The organism is Bauldia litoralis (assembly GCF_900104485.1).
In the GTDB taxonomy this organism is placed as follows: Bacteria; Pseudomonadota; Alphaproteobacteria; order Rhizobiales; family Kaistiaceae; genus Bauldia; species Bauldia litoralis.
The window spans coordinates 369,995-387,216 of sequence record NZ_FMXQ01000003.1 but is presented as its reverse complement, the minus strand read 5'-3'; the positions used below and the strand labels follow the sequence as shown (position 1 = coordinate 387,216).

At 67.3% G+C, this 17,222-nt stretch carries 14 protein-coding genes; 5 read left to right on the top strand and 9 right to left on the bottom strand.

The window, feature by feature from the left end; all coding sequences use genetic code 11:
* Positions 1-33 precede the first annotated feature (33 nt).
* From BLT60_RS09180 to BLT60_RS09165, 4 genes are all read right to left on the bottom strand, one after another.
* Positions 34-444 carry a RidA family protein gene (locus BLT60_RS09180; RefSeq protein WP_090876116.1) on the bottom strand — a complete coding sequence of 137 codons (411 nt, stop codon included), beginning with the start codon at positions 442-444 and terminating at the stop codon, positions 34-36.
* A gap of 10 nt (positions 445-454) precedes the next feature.
* Positions 455-1,588 carry an LVIVD repeat-containing protein gene (locus BLT60_RS09175; RefSeq protein ID WP_244521196.1) on the bottom strand — a complete coding sequence of 378 codons (1,134 nt, stop codon included), beginning with the start codon at positions 1,586-1,588 and terminating at the stop codon, positions 455-457.
* Between the two features lie 65 nt (positions 1,589-1,653).
* The gene (locus tag BLT60_RS09170; protein ID WP_090876114.1) at positions 1,654-2,805 is read right to left on the bottom strand and encodes a cupin domain-containing protein; all 1,152 of its coding nucleotides are present in this window, start codon (positions 2,803-2,805) and stop codon (positions 1,654-1,656) included.
* Between the two features lie 233 nt (positions 2,806-3,038).
* Positions 3,039-4,667, bottom strand: coding sequence for a GMC family oxidoreductase (locus BLT60_RS09165; RefSeq protein ID WP_090876113.1), 1,629 nt, complete (start codon positions 4,665-4,667; stop codon positions 3,039-3,041).
* 229 nt (positions 4,668-4,896) lie between these two features.
* Here BLT60_RS09165 and BLT60_RS09160 point away from each other — a divergent pair, with 229 nt between their 5' ends.
* Together BLT60_RS09160 and BLT60_RS09155 are read left to right on the top strand one after the other, a co-directional pair.
* Positions 4,897-5,535 carry a FadR/GntR family transcriptional regulator gene (locus BLT60_RS09160; protein WP_244521195.1) on the top strand — a complete coding sequence of 213 codons (639 nt, stop codon included), beginning with the start codon at positions 4,897-4,899 and terminating at the stop codon, positions 5,533-5,535.
* An 18-nt stretch (positions 5,536-5,553) separates the two neighbouring features.
* Entirely contained in the window at positions 5,554-7,107 is a 1,554-nt protein-coding gene (locus tag BLT60_RS09155; protein WP_090876111.1) for a GMC family oxidoreductase, read from the top strand.
* Positions 7,108-7,113: 6 nt separating this feature from the next.
* On the opposite strand, the gene BLT60_RS09150 is transcribed toward BLT60_RS09155, so the two are convergent.
* The 3 genes from BLT60_RS09150 to BLT60_RS09140 form a co-directional block, all read right to left on the bottom strand.
* Positions 7,114-8,076 carry an ABC transporter permease gene (locus BLT60_RS09150; protein WP_090876110.1) on the bottom strand — a complete coding sequence of 321 codons (963 nt, stop codon included), beginning with the start codon at positions 8,074-8,076 and terminating at the stop codon, positions 7,114-7,116.
* A complete protein-coding gene (locus BLT60_RS09145; protein WP_090876109.1) occupies positions 8,073-9,632 on the bottom strand; it encodes a sugar ABC transporter ATP-binding protein in 1,560 nt (519 codons plus the stop codon). Before BLT60_RS09145 ends, BLT60_RS09150 begins: the two co-directional genes overlap by 4 nt.
* An 86-nt stretch (positions 9,633-9,718) precedes the next feature.
* A complete protein-coding gene (locus tag BLT60_RS09140; RefSeq protein WP_090876108.1) occupies positions 9,719-10,663 on the bottom strand; it encodes a substrate-binding domain-containing protein in 945 nt (314 codons plus the stop codon).
* Between the two features lie 161 nt (positions 10,664-10,824).
* Between BLT60_RS09140 and BLT60_RS09135 the strand changes: the two genes are divergently transcribed.
* Entirely contained in the window at positions 10,825-12,303 is a 1,479-nt protein-coding gene (locus BLT60_RS09135) for a xylulokinase (RefSeq protein WP_090876107.1), read from the top strand.
* A gap of 3 nt (positions 12,304-12,306) precedes the next feature.
* On the opposite strand, the gene BLT60_RS09130 is transcribed toward BLT60_RS09135, so the two are convergent.
* Positions 12,307-13,278 (bottom strand): Gfo/Idh/MocA family protein, encoded by a 972-nt coding sequence (locus tag BLT60_RS09130; protein WP_175478360.1) that lies wholly within the window; start codon positions 13,276-13,278, stop codon positions 12,307-12,309.
* 67 nt (positions 13,279-13,345) lie between these two features.
* On the bottom strand, positions 13,346-14,425 hold the full coding sequence (locus BLT60_RS09125) for an ABC transporter ATP-binding protein (RefSeq protein ID WP_090876105.1): 1,080 nt from the start codon (positions 14,423-14,425) through the stop codon (positions 13,346-13,348).
* Between the two features lie 335 nt (positions 14,426-14,760).
* On the opposite strand from BLT60_RS09125, the gene BLT60_RS09120 reads away from it, so the two are divergent.
* Together BLT60_RS09120 and BLT60_RS09115 are read left to right on the top strand one after the other, a co-directional pair.
* The gene (locus tag BLT60_RS09120; protein WP_090876340.1) at positions 14,761-15,543 is read left to right on the top strand and encodes an SDR family NAD(P)-dependent oxidoreductase; all 783 of its coding nucleotides are present in this window, start codon (positions 14,761-14,763) and stop codon (positions 15,541-15,543) included.
* A gap of 170 nt (positions 15,544-15,713) precedes the next feature.
* Complete coding sequence (locus tag BLT60_RS09115; protein ID WP_210185574.1) at positions 15,714-17,090, top strand: ABC transporter substrate-binding protein; 1,377 nt, start codon at positions 15,714-15,716, stop codon at positions 17,088-17,090.
* The last annotated feature ends 132 nt before the right edge of the window (positions 17,091-17,222 follow it).

Sequence of the window (17,222 nt, the reverse complement as noted above, 5' to 3'; positions counted from 1 at the left end):
CGCTTTCTCGTTCCCTTTTCGTGTCCGCCCGGCCTAGCCCTTGGAGGCCGGCAGCGGCTTGTAGACGATCGCTTCCATTTCGATTTTCGTGCTGATCACGGCGCGCGCCTCGATCGTCGTGCGGGCGAGGACGGCATCGCCGATCCCCTGCAGGAACGCCCGGTTGTAGCGGCCGAAGTCGCGCACATCCTCGAGATAGGTGGTGATCCGCACCACGTCCGACAGAGTCGCGCCCTCGTGCGCGATGACCCGCTCAATGGTCTTCAGCGTCGCCAGGGTCTCTTCCTCGATCGTGCCGCTGATCATGTCATTATTCTCGTCCTTCGGCACCTGGCCGGAGACGAAGATATAGTCGCCGGCCCGCACGGCCGGGTGGAACGGCAGGTTGGGATTCTTGTTGCCGATCGCATAGTGGCTGTCAGATTTTCTGGCTTCGTTCGACACGCCAAGGCTCCTAGAAGACGCTGGTTTCGATGATGTCGACGCCCCGCACGCGATCGATCAGGTAGATGATGCCGCGGTCGTCGATGGTCACGTCGTTGGACGAGGCCCGCTCGGCGCCGGCCGGCGCGTCGGGCAGGAAATGTCCGACCTCCTTCGGTGCAAAGGGATCGGCGATATCGACCAGCCGCAGGCCCTGCGCGAACCAGGCGAAGGGGATGACCGAGCCCGAGAAGCGCTCCGACGGCTGGTGGCAGCCGGTCATCGGCGGCTGCGGCGCGCCATCCGGGTCGAGGCCGGGGACCTGGAAGGTCGAGATCGGCAGCGGGTTGGTCTCGTCGGTGATGTCATAGACCCAGGAGAAGGCCGGCGCGTGCGGCCTGAGCTTCGCCACGTCCTCATCCGCCACCACCATGACCTTGCGGCCCTTGAGCGGCTGCGGGATCGGCAGGCAGGTATGGGTCGGATGCGGGAAGGCCGGGCTCGAATTCATGTGCGCGATGGCGCGCGGACGGCTGAGATCCGAGATGTCGAGGATGAAAAGCCCGTGGTGCCAGTAGCTGACATAGAGGCGGTCGCCCATCCGCAGCGGATGGTGGCAGCGCGGCGGAACGTAATTCTCCCACGGATAGTCCTCACCGCCGCCGATCCACTGGCCGGGGATCCACCAGCGCCCGACCTCGGTCGGATTGGCCGGATCGGCAAGGTCGAGGATCATCACGATGTTGCCGACATAGCCATCGGCCGTCGGCGAGATATAGGCGTAGCGCCCGTCGAAATCGTAGCGGTGGACGCCCTTGCCGCCGGTCATCCATTTGGAGATCAGGGTCGGTTTTTCCGGCCGCGTCGTGTCGTAGATCGCCAGGCCGCCGCCGAATTCCGCCGGCCCCTCGGAGCCGAACCGCTCGTGGTTGATGACCATCAGCCCGTTCTGGGCGCGCACCTTGTGTGAATGCCAGCCGGGCGGGACATCGACGGTCGCGATCTTGCGCGGATTGCGGGGGTCCGAGATGTCGACCAGCGTCGTGCCGCTCGGCGGCCGCATGTGGCCGATATAGAGGATGTTCCCGTCGACCCAGACCTGACCGCCGCCGGGACAATCGACATGACCGAGATGCTTAGTGTTGGACGCTGATACCACTGTCACGCTGCCTCGGCGGCTGAAGGGAATACGGGAAAAAGCCCGCGACGCCGCCGGCGCCGCGGATCGGATCAGGCGAGGCGCAGCAGGTCGCCGGCCTGGTTGCGGCCCCAGCGCTTGTAGAGGTAGAGCGCCTTCTGCGTCGGCGCGTCCGTCGCACCGAAGAAGATCACCGGCTCGTTTGGCGAGTCGTTGACATGCTCGACCCAGCTTCCGCCGGGCACCGCAAGCGTGTCGAACTGGCCCCAGTCGAAGCGTTCGCCGTCGATGATCGAGTGGCCCTTGCCGCGGAACGGCGCCAGCAGCAGGCTGGCCGTTTCGCGCTGCGGCAGCGTCTTCTCGCCGGGGCGCAGCATCTGCGCGTAGAAGCTGATCGTGCGGAAGACCGGACCGCCGGTGGTCGGGTCGACATAGTCGATGACGATCCCTTCATGGGGGTCGCCGTCCCAGTCCTTGTGCGCGTCGAGCGCCGCTTCCATCTTCTCCCAGCGATAGACCCACATCGGCGACGAAAGCCCGCCGCCGCGCTTGTGGTCGACGAAGCGCGGCCGCAGCCCCCCTTCACCGTAAATGCTCTGCGAATAGTCCGACGGATAGCGCGCCGACTGGACCTTCTTCTCGACCTCCTTGCCGTCCTCCATCTCGGTGTAATTGTGGTCGAAATGGATGGCGTTGAGGGTCTCGACCAGCGGCAGGTCGAGGACCGAGAGGTTGACCGCCTGCTCGCCGCCGACCGTGCCGTGGTTGTGCCAGGCGTCGTTCGGCGTCAGCACCATGTCGCCCGGACCGAAGACGACATCCTCGCCCTCGACCCCGGTGAAGTTGCCGGTGCCGGTGAGGCCGAAGCGGATGGCGCTCGGGGAATGCTTGTGCGGCGGCATGATCTCGTCGGGATCGTTGAGCCGGTATGCGGTGTACATCGTGCTGACCGAAGCCCGCTTGGGCGCCAGGCCGGGGTTGATCAGGATCAGCGAGCGTCTTTCGCTGTCGTCCATGGTGATCAACTGGGCGGCACGCTGCAGCAGCGGTTCGATCTCGCCGTATTTCCAGACGAAGGGCACCGCCTTCGACGTGGCCATCAGCTGCTTGATCTCGTCGTGGTCGACACCCTCGCTGGTCGCCCAGAAGGGAAACATGTTGCTGGTATGGATGTCGTCATAGAGGCCAGCCAGGGCGGCCTTCTTGTTGCTGATGACGGTGTCCGCGGACTCATGAGTGGACATGATGGAAGCTCTCCTGATGTCGACCAGTCGCCTAACCAACCTCAACCGTAGCACACTGGTTGGACCAGGCAAGGCGATTTGGTTGGCATTTTCCCTTTCGGCTGGTTGAGCGCACGGTCGCCGCTGCGCCGCACAAGTAGCGGCCTGCAAAAGCCCTTGAGTCACGACCGGTTGGCCCGAAGGCTGTCCGTTCGGGACGCGCGACCGCGGCCACCTGGTTGGCCTTCGCGCCGTCAGGCCGCCTGCCGCGCCGCAGCCGCTTCGGCAATCAGGTCAGCCGCCTTTTCGGCGATCATGATCACCGCCGCGTTGATGTTGCCGCAGGGCAGGTCCGGCATCACCGAGGCATCGACGACGCGAAGGCCGTCGACGCCGCGCACCCGGAGCGCCGGATCGACGACGGACGCCGCGTCCGCACCCATCCGGCAGGTGCCCGCCGGGTGATGCACGGTGATCGAGGTGTTGCGGATATGGGCGTCGATCGCCTCGTCGCTCTGGCAGTCCGGTCCGGGAAAGAACTCGGCGGCGACAAACGGCTGCATCGCCGGCTGCGCGGCAAGGGTCCGCGCCACCCGGAAACCGTATCTCAGCGACTCCCAGTCCTTCGGCGAGGAGAGGAAATTCTGATGGATGCGCGGCGCTTCCATCGGGTCGCCGGAAGCGAGGCTGATATGGCCGCGACTTTCCGGCTGGATGGCAACGATTCGCGTCGCGAATCCGTCGGTAAAGGGCTTCTTGAACGGCGGCAGATAGGGCCATGCGGCCAGCGGCGCCGCGGTGAACAGCATCTGCACATCCGGCAGCGGCCGGTCGGGTCCGCTCTTCAGGAACGCCACCGCGCCGCCGGGCACGTCGCCGGAGAATCCACGCCCCGTCAGATAGGTCCGGGCGAAGTCGACGGCGATGCGATCGGCCCGCATCATCTTGTAGAAAGGGCCGGGTTCCTTGCGGCGATACATCAGGATGACCGAGACGTGATCCTGAAGGTTTCTGCCGACTCCAGGCGCATCGACGACGGTTTCGACCCCCAGTGAGGCAAGGTCGCCCGCCGCCCCGATTCCCGACAGCATCAGGAGTTGCGGCGTATTGATCACCCCGCCGGCGAGGAGCACTTCGCGTCGCGCCGAGGCGGTCTTCAGCATGCCGTCGCGGCGGTATTCGATGCCGGTCGCCCGGCCCTCGCCCATCAGGATCCGGGTCGCTTGCGCACCTGTCGCCACGTCGAGATTGGGCCGGTCGAGCGCCGGCTTGAGATAGGCGGTCGCGGTCGAGCTCCGCCGGCCTTCGCGGATCGACATCTGCAGCCGGCCGAAGCCGTCCTGGACCGCGCCGTTATAGTCGTCGGTCTGCGGGTAGCCAGCCTCCCGGCTCGCCGCGAAGACGGCGTCGACCAGCAGGTCCTTGTAGCGGCAATACTGGGTGCCGACCGGCCCGTCGCCACCCCGGTATTCGCTCTCCCCGCCCTCCCAGCTTTCCTGGCGCTTGAAGTAGGGAAGCACCTTGTCGAACGACCAGTCGGCCATCCCGCCGGCCGCCCAGCGCTGGTAGTCGCCGCGATTGCCGCGCACATAGGCCATGGCATTGGTCGAGGAACAGCCGCCGATCACCTTGCCGCGGGCGCATTCGACCCGCCGCCCGCCGACATTGTCCTCCGGCTCGCAGAAATACATCCAGTCGTGGCGGCGCTCGACCAGGATCTTCCCCCAGCCGAGCGGAATGTGGATCATCGGGTCCCGATCCCAGTCGCCGGCTTCCAGTAGCAGCACCGAGACCGACGGGTCGGCGGTCAGCCGGTTGGCCAGCACGCAGCCGGCCGATCCGGCGCCGACGATGATGTAGTCGTAGGTCGCCGCGCCGGGCATGGTTCATCTCCGCTTGGGATCGCCGCGAATGCGCGACGCCTCGACCAGAAGTCAACCATCCGCCAATTCTGGTTGTCAACCAGATTGTGTTGGGCTAATTTTGGTTGACTCGCCAAGGCCTGATGAACTGACAGACGTCACCATGACATCGGGCGCGCGCCGGCAAGGCGCATGTCCCTCGGGAGGTTCCGGTTTGACTGTCTCCAGCCCAACGTCGAAACGCTCGGACGTGGATCACATTGTCTCCGCCATCAAGGGAATCCAGGCGGACAGCGGCACGCTGCCCTCCGAGCGCGACCTCGCGGAGCGCCTCAACGTCAAGCGTCACCAGTTGCGCAAGGCGCTGGCGATCCTGCGGCAGTCGGGCGACCTGATGCCGGCGCCCGCCCGCCGGCCCTCGACCGCGCTGCCCCGCTACAGCGAGGAACTGGTGCGGATGACCAATCCGCTCGAAGTGCTGGAACTGCGCCTGATGATGGAGCCAGGCTTGGCCCGCCTCGCCTCGCTGCGCGCCTCCGCCCTTGAGATCGCGCGCATCACCCATGCCGCGACGACCCCGGACGATGCCGCCGCCGGCGCCGTCGACCTTGCCTTCCATCTCGCCATCGCCACCGGCGCCCGCAACCACCTCGCCAACGAATTCTACAAGATGCTCCGCCAGGTCGGGGTCGATGCCCGCGTCCGCATCGCCAGCGATGCGCCGGTCTGCCCGAGGCGGGTCGGCGAGCGCGATGCCGAGCACCGGCTCATCGCCGAGGCCATCGCCCAGCGCGATCCCGAGGCGGCCGAGGCCGCCATGCGCGCCCACCTGCTGTCGGTCCAGAAGCGCATCAACGCCCGCAGCAACGCCGGCGCGGTCGCTGCCTAGGGTGAAGGCGTCCCTCCGGTGAGCGCCCCGCCGGCCCGGCATTTCGATGTCCTGGTGGTCGGCGCCGGCTCGGCCGGCTCCGTCATCGCCGCCCGGCTCAGCCAGGACCCGGCCTGCCGCGTCGGCCTGATCGAGGCAGGCCTCCCGCCGAGCGATCCGGATATCGCCGACCCGCTGCAATGGCCGGCACTCCAGGGCCGCCCCTATGACTGGGCCCGCCGCACGGTGCCGCAGCCCTTCACCGCCGAGCGGATACATGAATGGCCGCGCGGCCGCATCGTCGGCGGGTCGAGCTGCCTGCACGCGATGGCCCATGTCCGCGGCCATCCCGACGACTTCGCGTCCTGGGAAGAGGCCGGTGGTAACCGCTGGTCGTGGCGTGGCCTGCTGCCGGGCTTCGCGCGCAGCGAGACGTCCGACGCCGGCCCGGCGGAGGGACGCGGCCGCGACGGTCCGTTGCCAGTCCACCTGCCGGGCGACGACGAGATCAGCCCGGTGGTGCGCGCCTACATGGCGGCCGGCGCGGCGCTCGGCGTCCCCGCCATTGCCGACCACAATGCCGGCGAACTGATTGGCACCGCGCCGAATTCCCTGACCATCCGCGACGGCCGCCGGGTCAGCGTCGCCGATGCCTACCTGACGCCGGACGTTATGGCCCGCGCCAACCTGACGCTGATCGACGACTGCATGGTCGAGCAGATCGTCTTCGACGGCGCCTCCGCCCGCGGCGTTCTGGTCAATCGCCCCGACGGCGCCGAAACGATCCACGCCGATCGCATCGTCATTGCCGCGGGCGCCGTGGAGTCGCCGCTCCTCCTGATGCGCTCGGGCATCGGCAATCCGGAAACGCTGAAGGCCGCCGGGATCGCCTGCCGCCTCGACCGGCGCGCCGTTGGCCGCAACCTGCAGGATCACCTGCTGGTCCTCGGCAATGTCTATGCCGCGCGACAGCCGGTGCCGCCGTCGCGCCTCCAGCACTCCGAGTCGCTGATGTACCTGCGGAGCGACGGCCTCCATCACGCGACCGGCAGCCCCGATATCGTGCTGGCCTGCGTCGTCGCGCCGTCGGTCGCGCCCGGGCTCGCGGCCCCGCCCTATGGCAGCGCCTACACGATCCTCTGCGGCGTTACCCACCCGACCAGTCGCGGCGAGATCCGCCCCGGCGGACCGCGCGCCACGGACACGCCGTTCATCGATCCGCGCTATCTCGAGACGGAGCACGACCGCGCCCTGTTCCGGACCGCCCTGAAGACCGCCCGGGAAGTCGGGCAGCAGCAGCCCCTCGACGCGTGGCGGGAGAGCGAGGTGCTGCCGGGGCCTGAGGCGCAGTCGGACGCCGACCTCGACGCCTTCATCGCCCGCGCCGCCGCGACCCACCATCATCCCGCCGGTACCTGCCGCATGGGCCCAGACGAGGAAGCCGTGGTCGATCCGGACCTGCGTCTCGTCGGCCTCGACAATGTTTTCGTCGTCGACGCCTCGGTCATCCCGCGACTGCCGAGCGGGCCGATCAACGCATCCGTGGTGGCGATTGCCGAGACATGGTCGGCGCTGGCGCCGACGCTCCGCTGATCGCGCCTAGCGGAACCGCTTCCACAGCGAGCTCGACGCGACCGCGGCGATGATGATCACGCCGACCAGGATGTCGCGGACGTAACTGTCGACGCTCATCTGGGTCAGGCCGTTGTCGAGCACGCCGAGCACCAGCACGCCGACCAGCGTCGCATGGACGCGCGGCTCGCCCTCCTCGCTCATCGTCATGCCGAGAAACACCGCGGCGATGGCGTTGAGCATCAAGCCGCTGCCCTGCGTCGGGTTGGCCGAGGCGACGCGGCTGGCATACATCAGCCCGGCCGCGGCGGCGCCGAATCCGGTCAGCGCGAAGGCGGCGAGGCGCAGCCGCTTGACCCGCACCCCGCTTAGCCGGGCCGCTTCGGCGTTGCCGCCGATCGCGTAGAGCCGCCGGCCGAAGGTGGTCTGTTCGAGCAGCGCCCAGACCAGCACGACAACGACCAGCGCGACGATCGTCAGGTAGGGCAGGCTCAGCGACTGTTCGCCGATCGTCCCCAGCGGAATGCCATCCCGGGCAAAGCCGGAAAAGCTCGCCGGGATATCGCGCCCGAAGATCGTCTTGCCGCCGCTGATCAGGAAGGCAACGCCCGAAAAGACCGTCAGCGTCGCCAGCGTCGCGATGAAGGGCAGGATGCCGATCAGGCTGACAAGGATGCCGTTGATCGCCCCGCCGGCCAGCCCGACCAGCAGCGCGATCGCCACCGCCGAGGGCACCGAAAAGCCCATCGTGAACAGGATGGCGGCGACGATCCCGGCAAGGCTCGCCATCGAGCCCACCGACAGGTCGAAGTCGCCCATCACCATGACGATGGTCATCGACGCCGCGACCACCGTCAGCATGCTGACCTGCTGGCTGATGTTGAGCCAGTTGCGTCCCGTCAGGAAGGTGTCGGGCAGGCTGACCGAAAAGAAGATGATGATCGCCGCGAAGCCGATCAGCGTTCCGTAGCGTCTCAGCACTGTCGTCACGACGCCGGCCCTCCCGCGGAAAGCGCTGGCTGGCCCTCGGAGACGATCGCCTGGTGATGTCCGTAGCAATGCGTCAGCAGCACTTCCTCGCTGAGGCCATGGGCGGAAAGACTGGTCGCTATCCCGCCCTCCCGCATGACGATGATCCGGTCGCACATGCCGAGCAGTTCGGGGAAGTCCGACGAGGCGATCAGCACCGCCATGCCGCGCGCGCTCCATTCCCGGATCAGCGAATAGATGTCGAACTTGGCGCCGACATCGACGCCGCGCGTCGGCTCGTCGAGCAGCAGGACCTGCGGCTCGACCGACAGCGCCTTGGCGAAGACGACCTTCTGCTGGTTGCCCCCGCTGAGCTCGTAGCAGCGCTGGCCGAGGCCGCGCGCCTTGAGCCGCACCTCGGCCGCCCGCGCCGTGGCGATGGCCCGCTCGCGACGCCGGGCGAGCACCGCGCCGCCCCGGCTGAAACGCCCGAGATGCGCCAGCGTGATGTTCTCGGTGATCGGTCGCGACAGCACCAGCCCCTCCGACCGCCGCTCGCGCGGCACATAGGCGAGGCCGCTGCGCCAGGCGGCGGCGGGGTCGGTCGCCCGGCCCTCGATACCGCCGATCCGGACGCGTCCGCCGCGCACCGTGTCGGCGCCCATCAACAGCCGCAGCACCTCGCTCTGCCCCGCGCCCGCGAGGCCGGCAAGGCCGACGATCTCGCCCTTCTTCACCGCGAAGCTGACCGGATCAAGCCCATCGCCGGCAAGCTCGTCCACCACCAGCGCAGCCTCGTCGCCGGCCGCCGCCATCGGTTCCGGATAGGCGTGATCGACGGCGCGGCCGATCATCATGCGGATGATCTCGTCCTGCGGCGTCTCGGCAATGGGCTTCGTCACGATCACCGCGCCGTCGCGCAGCACCGTCACCCGGTCGCAAAGTTGCATCACCTCGTCGAGACGGTGCGACACGTAGATCACCGAGCCCCCGGCCCGCCGGATCTCGCGCAGCACGGCGAACAGCCGCTCCGACTCGTCGCCGGTCAGCGCCGCGGTCGGCTCGTCCATCACGTAGATCTTCGCCGCCGCGCCCTCCGTGTCGAGAAAGGCGGTGGAGATGCTGACCAGCATGCGGTCGCCGGTGCCGAGTCGCCCCATCTTGTGGCGCGGATCGATATGGGAAATGCCGAGGCGGGCGAGCGCCTGCCGCGCCTGCTCGGCAAGCTGCCGCCAGTCTATCAGGCCGCCGAGGCGGCGCGGATAGGGCCGGCCGAGGAAGATATTCTCGGCGACCGACAGCGTCGGCACGACGTTGAGTTCCTGGTGAATGAAGCGCAGGCCATGGGCGAAGGCCGCGTTCGGTGCGTCGATCGTCACCGCCCGTCCCTCGACGGAAATCGCCGCCTCGTCGGGCGCGACGACACCGGCAAGGATCTTGATCAGCGTCGACTTGCCCGCGCCGTTCTCGCCCATCAGGGCGTGGATCTCGCCAGGCGCGATGTCCAACGACACCGAGCGCAGCGCCGGCACCCCGGCATAGGCCTTCGACACGCCTTCAAGGGCGAGCAGGCTCATCGCCCGGCCCCGGACAACGAAGCGCCCCGTCCTTTGACGGGGCGCCCAATACGCTCAGCGTGGTTCATCGGATCGCGCGAATGCGGCTAGTCGCCGACATTGGCGGCGGTGACCAGCTTGGTCGGCACGTAGATGACCGTCTGCTTGATGGTCTCGCCGTCGAGCACCCGGGCAACCGCGTCGGCGGTCGCCGAACCGATGCCCTGGAAATCCTGGGCGACCGAAGCCTCGAAGTTGCCGCCGGCGGCAATCGCCTCGCGTGCCTGCGGATTGGCGTCGATGCCGGTGATGACGATGCCCTCGCCCTCGCGGCCGGCCGCCTCGATTGCCTGCAGCGCGCCGAGACCCGGCTGGTCCCACGCCGCCCACACCGCCTTGATGCTGCCCGGTTCCGGATTGGCCGCCAGGATCGCTTCCATCTTGGCCCGCGAGTCGGCGATGCCGCCGTCGGACACGTCGGGCGTCACCCGGTCGATCACCTCGATGTCGGGGAAGTTGCCGAAGATCGCGTCGGCGACGACGCCGCGCACCTGCACCGGCGGAAAGGCGTCGAAGACGAACATCACCACGCCGCCATTGCCACCGATGCGGTTGGCGACATAGACGGCGGTCTCGGCCGCCATGGCGTAGCCGTTGCTGGTGACGTTGGTGACCAGCAGCGGATCGCTGCCGGAATCCATGCCGAACACCGGGATGCCGGCATCCTTGGCGGTCTGCAACCCGGCGGCGACCTGCGCCGGATCGACGTTGATGACGATCGCATCAACCTTCTGGTTGGCGACGTCCTCGATGCGGCTGATCACCGCCGCGACATCGCCCTTGGTGTCGATGACGTTGACGTCCCAGCCCTTGTCCTTCGCCGCTTCCTGGAAGCCCTCGACATAGAACTGCGTCCCGGGCTGGGCGAGATAGGGGGTGATCACGGCAATCTTGGGTTGGGCCTGGGCGGCGCCGGTCAGCGAAGCGAAGGCGATCGCCGCCGCTCCCAGGACCCAGGCGCTCAGCGAACCGGCAGCAGCACGACCGAACATGAATGTCTCTCCAAGATGCGGAAATATCTCTGGCTTGTTGCGTGTGACGAAGGGCGCCCCCAGTATCGCGACGCGTCCGCTTCCGTTTCGCGCGCCGGAAGTTATACGGGATGCACGAGGCAAAAGGCCATAGTCGCCAGTCAAGGGAACGGGAGGGCCGCGTGGCAGACGCCACACTGATCGGTATCGATATCGGGACGGGCGCGATCAAAGCCGTCCTGATGGATCTCGACGGCAATCCGCTGGCGACCTTCGCCCGACCCTATCCGACCGCGCGACCGCGGCCCGGCCATGTCGAGCAGGATGCGCGCGACTGGATGAAGGGCGTGCTGGCCGCGCTCGACGGCTTCGCCAAGGCCCATGATCTCGCCGGCCTCGTCGGCATCGGCCTGAGTTCGCAGGTCAATACCCATGTCTTCGTCGACGGCAAGGCAGAGCCGTTGCTGCCGGCAATGGTCTGGCAGGACGGGCGTTGCGGCGAGGACGCGGCGGCGCTCGATGCCCGCGTCACCGCCGAGCAGAAGACCGCCTGGTTCGGCGGGCCTATGCCGATCGACGCCAGCCACGCCCTTGCCCGCATCGCCCATGTCGCGAGGCTCCGCCCCGACCTCTACGCCCGCACCCGCCACGTCCTGTTGCCCAAGGATTTTTGCGCGCTCAAGCTGACCGGCAGTGTCGCCACCGACCCGATCGCCGCCGTCGGTCTCGTCAAGGGCGACCTCGCCTATGTCGACGACCTGCTTGACCTCGTCCCCGGCGCCCGCGAAAGGCTGCCGCCGCTTGCCGACTTCACCCACCGCGTCGGCACTGTCCGCAGCGGCTGGCCCTGTGCCGGCGCGCCGGTCTTCGTCGGCGCAATGGACGCCTGGGCCGGCATGTTCGGCGTCGGCGTCACCCGCCAGCATGACGCGATGTATCTGAGCGGCACCAGCGAGGTGCTGGGCGTCCTGTCGGCGGATCGCGTGCCGACGCCCGGGGTCATCGTCTTCCCGACCTACAAGGGCATCACCCTGCACGTCGCCCCGACCCAGTCCGGCGGCGCGTCGCTCGCCTGGCTCTCGACGTTGCTCGGCCGCGACCTCGACGAGTTATCGATGCTGGTCGCCGGGACGCCGCCCTCTGCATCCGTGCCGGTCTTCCTGCCCCATCTCCAGGGCGAACGGGCGCCGCTCTGGGACCTTTCTTCGCGCGGCGTCTTCGCCCGGGTCGATGCCGGGACCGGCCCCGGCCAGCTCAGCCGATCGGTGATGGAGGGCGTTGCCCTGTCGGCCCGGCTCGCCTTCGAGGCGACCGAAAAATCGGCCGGCTTCACCGCCGAGCGGCTCAATATCGGCGGCGGTGGCGCCCGGTCCGACACCTGGTGCCAGATCCGCGCCGACGCTTTCGGCAAGGTCATGCGCCGGGTCCGGGTACTCGATGCCGGCACGCTGGGCGCGGCGATCATCGCCGGCCTCGGCGCCGGCGCCATGCCGTCGCTCGAGGCCGCCGTCGACCAGCTCGTCAGCTTCGAGCGCGACTTCGAGCCATCGCCCCGGATGCGCGGCTATTACGACGCGAAATTCGGCAAGTATCAGGATCTGTATGCCGACCTGAAGCCCTTCAACGCGGGTTTCGAAACCGCCCCGTCGGACGACGCCTGAGCCTCAGTCGGCAACGACCGTCGCGCCGCCGCCCTCCAGCGACGCCAGCACCGCCCCGGCGACCGACAGTCCGGCGACCGCCTCGCCGAGCGTCACCGCCGTCGGCGGCTTGCCGCTGCGGATGCAGTCGACGAAATGGCTGTGTTCGGTCGCCAGCGCCGCATCGTAGTCGACCGTGACATCGATCGTCCGCGAGTTGACGCCGAAGACGCTGATCCGGCCATCGACATCGAGTTCGACGCTGCCCCGCTCGCCGACCACCTCGATGCGGTCGGACGGGCAGGACTCGGTGGTGAAGACCCAGGCGGTCGCCAGCCGCCAGATCGCGCCGGTTTCGCCCTGCACCGTCGCCAGGGTTTCTGACCGCGAGGTCCCCTGCGGCCGGCGCGAAGCAGCGACGCGGGTCGGCCCGACGGGCCGGCCGGCGATCCAGATCGCCAGGTCGATGTCGTGGATCATCGTCATCACCACCGGATCCTCGGCATAGCGGACCGCGTGGCTGTCGTCGCGATGACGGCGCGCGGTGACCGAGAGGATCGGCCCGATGTCGTCCGACCGGGCGATCTCGACGAAGCGCCGGTGCGGCTCGGAAAAGCGCAGCACATGCCCCGGCATGACGAAGCTGGCGCTCGCCCCTTCGGCCTCGACCAGCGCCGTCGCATCCGCAGGTGTCATCGCCACCGGCTTTTCGACGAGAACCGGAATCCCGAGCCCCAGCGCATGACCGGCGATCGCAACATGGGTCGGTCCCGGCGTCGCGACGATCAGCCCTTCGGGCCTCAGCCGCGACGTCATCTCGTTGGCATCGGTGGTGATTTCGGTGGCGCCGAAGTCGCTCGCCGCCGCTTCCGCCGCCGTGCGGTTGGCATCGGCGATGCCGACGATCTCGACGTCGGGAGACGCCGCCAACATGCGGATATGCTCGCGCCCGAAAGCGCCGGCCCCCGCCACGGCGAGGCGCACGCGATCACCCATTCCGTTTCGCTCCATCGATCCCCGGCAGGCCGGCGACCCGCAACGCTGCGCGCGGCAACTGCGCTCTTCAGGCGGCGTTGAGGTTGCGGCCGGTCGCCTTGTTGAAGAGGTGGGCGCGCGCCACATCCGGCTTCAGCCAGACGGTATCCTCAGGGTTCAGCCGCTGCCGCTCGCGCAGCAGCACGCAGATCCGCTCGCCGTCGCGCATGCCGAAAAGCTCGATCTCGCGGCCAGTGAATTCGACCACCTCGACGGTCATCGGCAGGCCGTCGCCTTCGCTGCCGAGATGCACGTTCTCGGGGCGGATACCGAACAGGATTTCCGTCCCGTCCTCGCCGACCTGCGTCGACGGCAGGTCGAGCCTGACCCCGCCGGTGAATTCGACCCAGACCTTGCCGTCGCCACGGCGCAGGTGGCCGGGCAGCATGTTCATCGTCGGCGAACCGATGAACTTGGCCACGAACGTGTTGGCCGGATGATCGTAGATCACGTCCGGGCTGCCGATCTGCTCGACATGGCCGCCATGCATGACGACGATCCGGTCGGCCAGCGTCATCGCCTCGACCTGGTCATGGGTGACGTAGACCATCGTCGTCTTGAGACGCTGATGCAGCGCCCGCAATTCCGTGCGCATCTGGACGCGGAGCTGGGCGTCGAGGTTGGACAGCGGCTCGTCGAGCAGGAAGGCCGCCGGCTCGCGCACCAGCGCCCGGCCCATCGCGACACGCTGCCGCTGGCCGCCCGAGAGCTGGCGCGGATAGCGGTCGAGATAGTCGCTGAGTTCGAGCATCTCCGCCGCCCAGCGGATCCGGCGCTGCTGCTCCGCCTTCGGCATCTTCCGCATGCGCAGCGAGAAGGACATGTTGGCGTAGACGGTCATGTGCGGATAGAGCGCGTAGCTCTGGAACACCATGGCGATGTCCCGGTCCTTCTCGCGAACGTGGTTGATCACCTTGTCGTCGAGCACGATCTCGCCCTGGGTCACCTCTTCCAGCCCGGCGATCATCCGCAACAGGGTCGTCTTCCCGCATCCCGACGGACCGACCAGGGCGACGAGTTCCTTGTCGGCGATCCCGAAACTGAGATTGTGGAGAATCTCCACGTCGCCAAAGGTCTTGATGAGGTTCCTGACTTCGATCTGCGCCATCTGTTCCTGCTTTTCCTTGCCGTCTCACTATGCCCTCGCCACACGGTGGCGACAGCGTTCGATAGCGCCGCCTCCCGAAGGATGCGGTCGATCCCGAAGAGCAGGCTGAGGACACCCCACCACCCCGTTGTCGCGCCCCCCGGGGAGCGACAGACCAACGAGCAAAATCTACAGGCTTGTGCGTTGCGTCAAGATCGTCGGCAGCAAGTTTCGAATTGCCGTCGCGTTTATGAAAGCATCGCCCGCCATTTCCGGTTCGTTGTCGCGACCCGTCGGTTGTGCCAATCCTCGCGATCGCGCCGGCACGGCGCATCGCGGACATGAAGGAGATCGGCGTGGGGGTATTTGATCAGTTTCGTATCGACGGCAAGACGGCCCTGGTGACCGGCGCAAGCCGCGGGCTCGGCCGGGCGATGGCGCTGGCGCTGGCGGAAGCCGGCGCCGATCTCGTCATCACCGGCCGCGACGAGGCAAGCCTGGCGACGACCGCCGACGAGATCCGCGCTCTCGGTCGAAAGGCATCGACCAAGGCAATCGACATGGGCGTTCCCGAGGCATGCCGGGACGGTTTTCACGAATGTCTCCGCGACTTCGGACCGATCGACATCCTCATCAACAACATCGGTGGTCGGCGAGTGGCCGAACCGATCGAGGAACAGACCCTGGAAAGCTGGCATCATGTCCTCGACCTCAACCTGACAAGCTGTTTCCTCGGCACCAGCATCATCGGCGCCGCGATGCTCAAGCGCGGCCAGGGCGGGCGGATCGTCAACGTTTCCTCGATGAACGCCTTTGTTTCCAACCGCGGCATTGGCGGCCGCTCCTACGAGGCGGCCAAGGCGGCGGTCGTTCAGTTCACGCGCGCCGCCGCCGCCGACTGGGCGCCGCATGGCATCACCGTCAACGCCATCTGCCCGGGCCTTTTCATGACGGATGCCAATCGCGCCTGGAACGAGAAGAAGCCGGAGGTGATCGACAAGCTCGTCGCCGGGATCCCGATGGGGCGGGCCGGCGAGCCGCATGAGATCGGACCTCTCGCTGTGTTCCTGGCGAGCCCGGCATCCAGCTTCGTCACCGGAGCGACCCACCTTATCGATGGCGGTTACACGCTCCTGTAGGAATCAAAAAATGACTCTCGCGACCTGGCGGCGCGCGACCGAATCCAGCCCTTCGGACACCGGCCAGATCGGCAACGAGTCTGGTTGCGACGGTGCTGTCTTGCTGATACCAATTTTCGATTAGGGTTCTACAGTTCCGTTGATGTGGCGACAAAAAGGAGTACTAGCCGGTGGTCGAACGTAAGGAACAGGAGCTCCTCCTCCAGGAGGCATCGCGCAAGCAGCTGCTGCGTGGACAGATCGATCGACGCGAATTTCTTTCGCGCAGTCTCGTTGCCGGTCTCGGCATGGCTGGCGTTGGTGTCGCCGCGAAATACGGCATTGGATCGGCCCTCGCTCAGGACCGTCCGCTGACGCCAACCTTCTATGACTGGATCGAAAACCTTCACCCGGGCATCCCGGCAATCAACGAAGGCTTCCCGGACCTGAACTACCAGATCGCCCCGGTTCAGGGTTTCGGCATCGAGCGCTTCGTCGCCGAAGCCAAGAACGGCGAAAGCACCTGGGACGTCTATGTCGGCCAGACGCCGTTCGTCGAAATGACGTCGCTGGTCGAAGCCGATGTCATCGAGCCGTGGGACGACTACATCCCCGCTGAGGTGCTCGACGACATGATCCCGGCGATCCGTGACGAGTGCACGATCGACGGCAAGCTCTACAGCTGGCCCTTCTTCCTCGACGTCGCGGGCCAGGGCTGGCACTCGGGCCTGACGACCACGGCTGGCCTTCCGGACAGCGCTCCCGAGACGTGGGACGACTATCTTGCCAACGCCCAGGCCGTGATCGATTCCGGCGCGGCGCCGTTTGGCGCGACGTTCGACGCCCACGGCTGGCGTTGCGTCGCCCCGATGGCCCACAGCATGAGCAAGGACGTCTACACGCCCGAGGGCCTGTTCGACTTCACCAGCGAACCGGCGATCGAAGCCCTGATCCTGATGAAGAAGATCATGGCTGTCGCCAACCCGGACATCCTGCTTGCCGGCGCCACCGACGGCGGCGTCAATGGCACCCCGGACGAGGTCGCCTTCGCGGCCCAGCGCGTCGGCTATATCACCAAGTACTTCAATGCGCCGCTGCGGATGGCCCAGTATTGGGACGAGCCGACCCAACTGCACCTCGGCCCGCTGCCGAAGTTCAAGGGCGGCGAGGGCTCGACGGTGTTCTGGACCACTGGTTCCGCGCTGTTCAAGCACGGCCAGAACAAGGAAAAGGCCGCCGAGTACATCAAGGCCCTGACCTACGATCCGCGGATCTGGAAGGACTCGATTGCCGGCACCGAGACGTCGCATCCGGGTCAGCTTCCGCCGTACAAGTCGATCTACGCCGAGTGGGACGCCAATCCGCCGGACTGGATGCTTCCCTTCGTCGCCCTTGTCCGCGCGCAGCTCGACAAGGCCAAGGCGATCGAGAACAACCTGTTCGGCCTTTCGCAGTTCCAGATCGGCCAGCCGCTGTGGCAGGCCTATCTCACCGGCGAAGTCGAGGACCCGAAGGTTGCCATGCAGAACGTCATGGACGCCGTGAAGGCCGAACGCGACCGCGGCTAGGCTCGCATCGATCAGGTGACGGGACGCCGGAGGCGCCCCGTCACCTCTCAAACGACGACACTTCCAATAGCTTGAGTTGCTTCCCGACGGGCCGCAGGCCGACCGGGGAGTCCGGGGGCGGGTTTTCGGGAA

Excerpts from the sequence above, each read along its gene's own strand:
- BLT60_RS09170 (WP_090876114.1), bottom strand. The coding sequence starts at position 2,805 with ATGTCCACTCATGAGTCCGCGGACACCGTCATCAGCAACAAGAAGGCC.
- BLT60_RS09165 (WP_090876113.1), bottom strand. The coding sequence starts at position 4,667 with ATGCCCGGCGCGGCGACCTACGACTACATCATCGTCGGCGCCGGATCG.
- BLT60_RS09145 (WP_090876109.1), bottom strand. The coding sequence starts at position 9,632 with ATGAGCCTGCTCGCCCTTGAAGGCGTGTCGAAGGCCTATGCCGGGGTG.
- BLT60_RS09140 (WP_090876108.1), bottom strand. The coding sequence starts at position 10,663 with ATGTTCGGTCGTGCTGCTGCCGGTTCGCTGAGCGCCTGGGTCCTGGGA.
- BLT60_RS09130 (WP_175478360.1), bottom strand. The coding sequence starts at position 13,278 with ATGGGTGATCGCGTGCGCCTCGCCGTGGCGGGGGCCGGCGCTTTCGGG.
- BLT60_RS09125 (WP_090876105.1), bottom strand. The coding sequence starts at position 14,425 with ATGGCGCAGATCGAAGTCAGGAACCTCATCAAGACCTTTGGCGACGTG.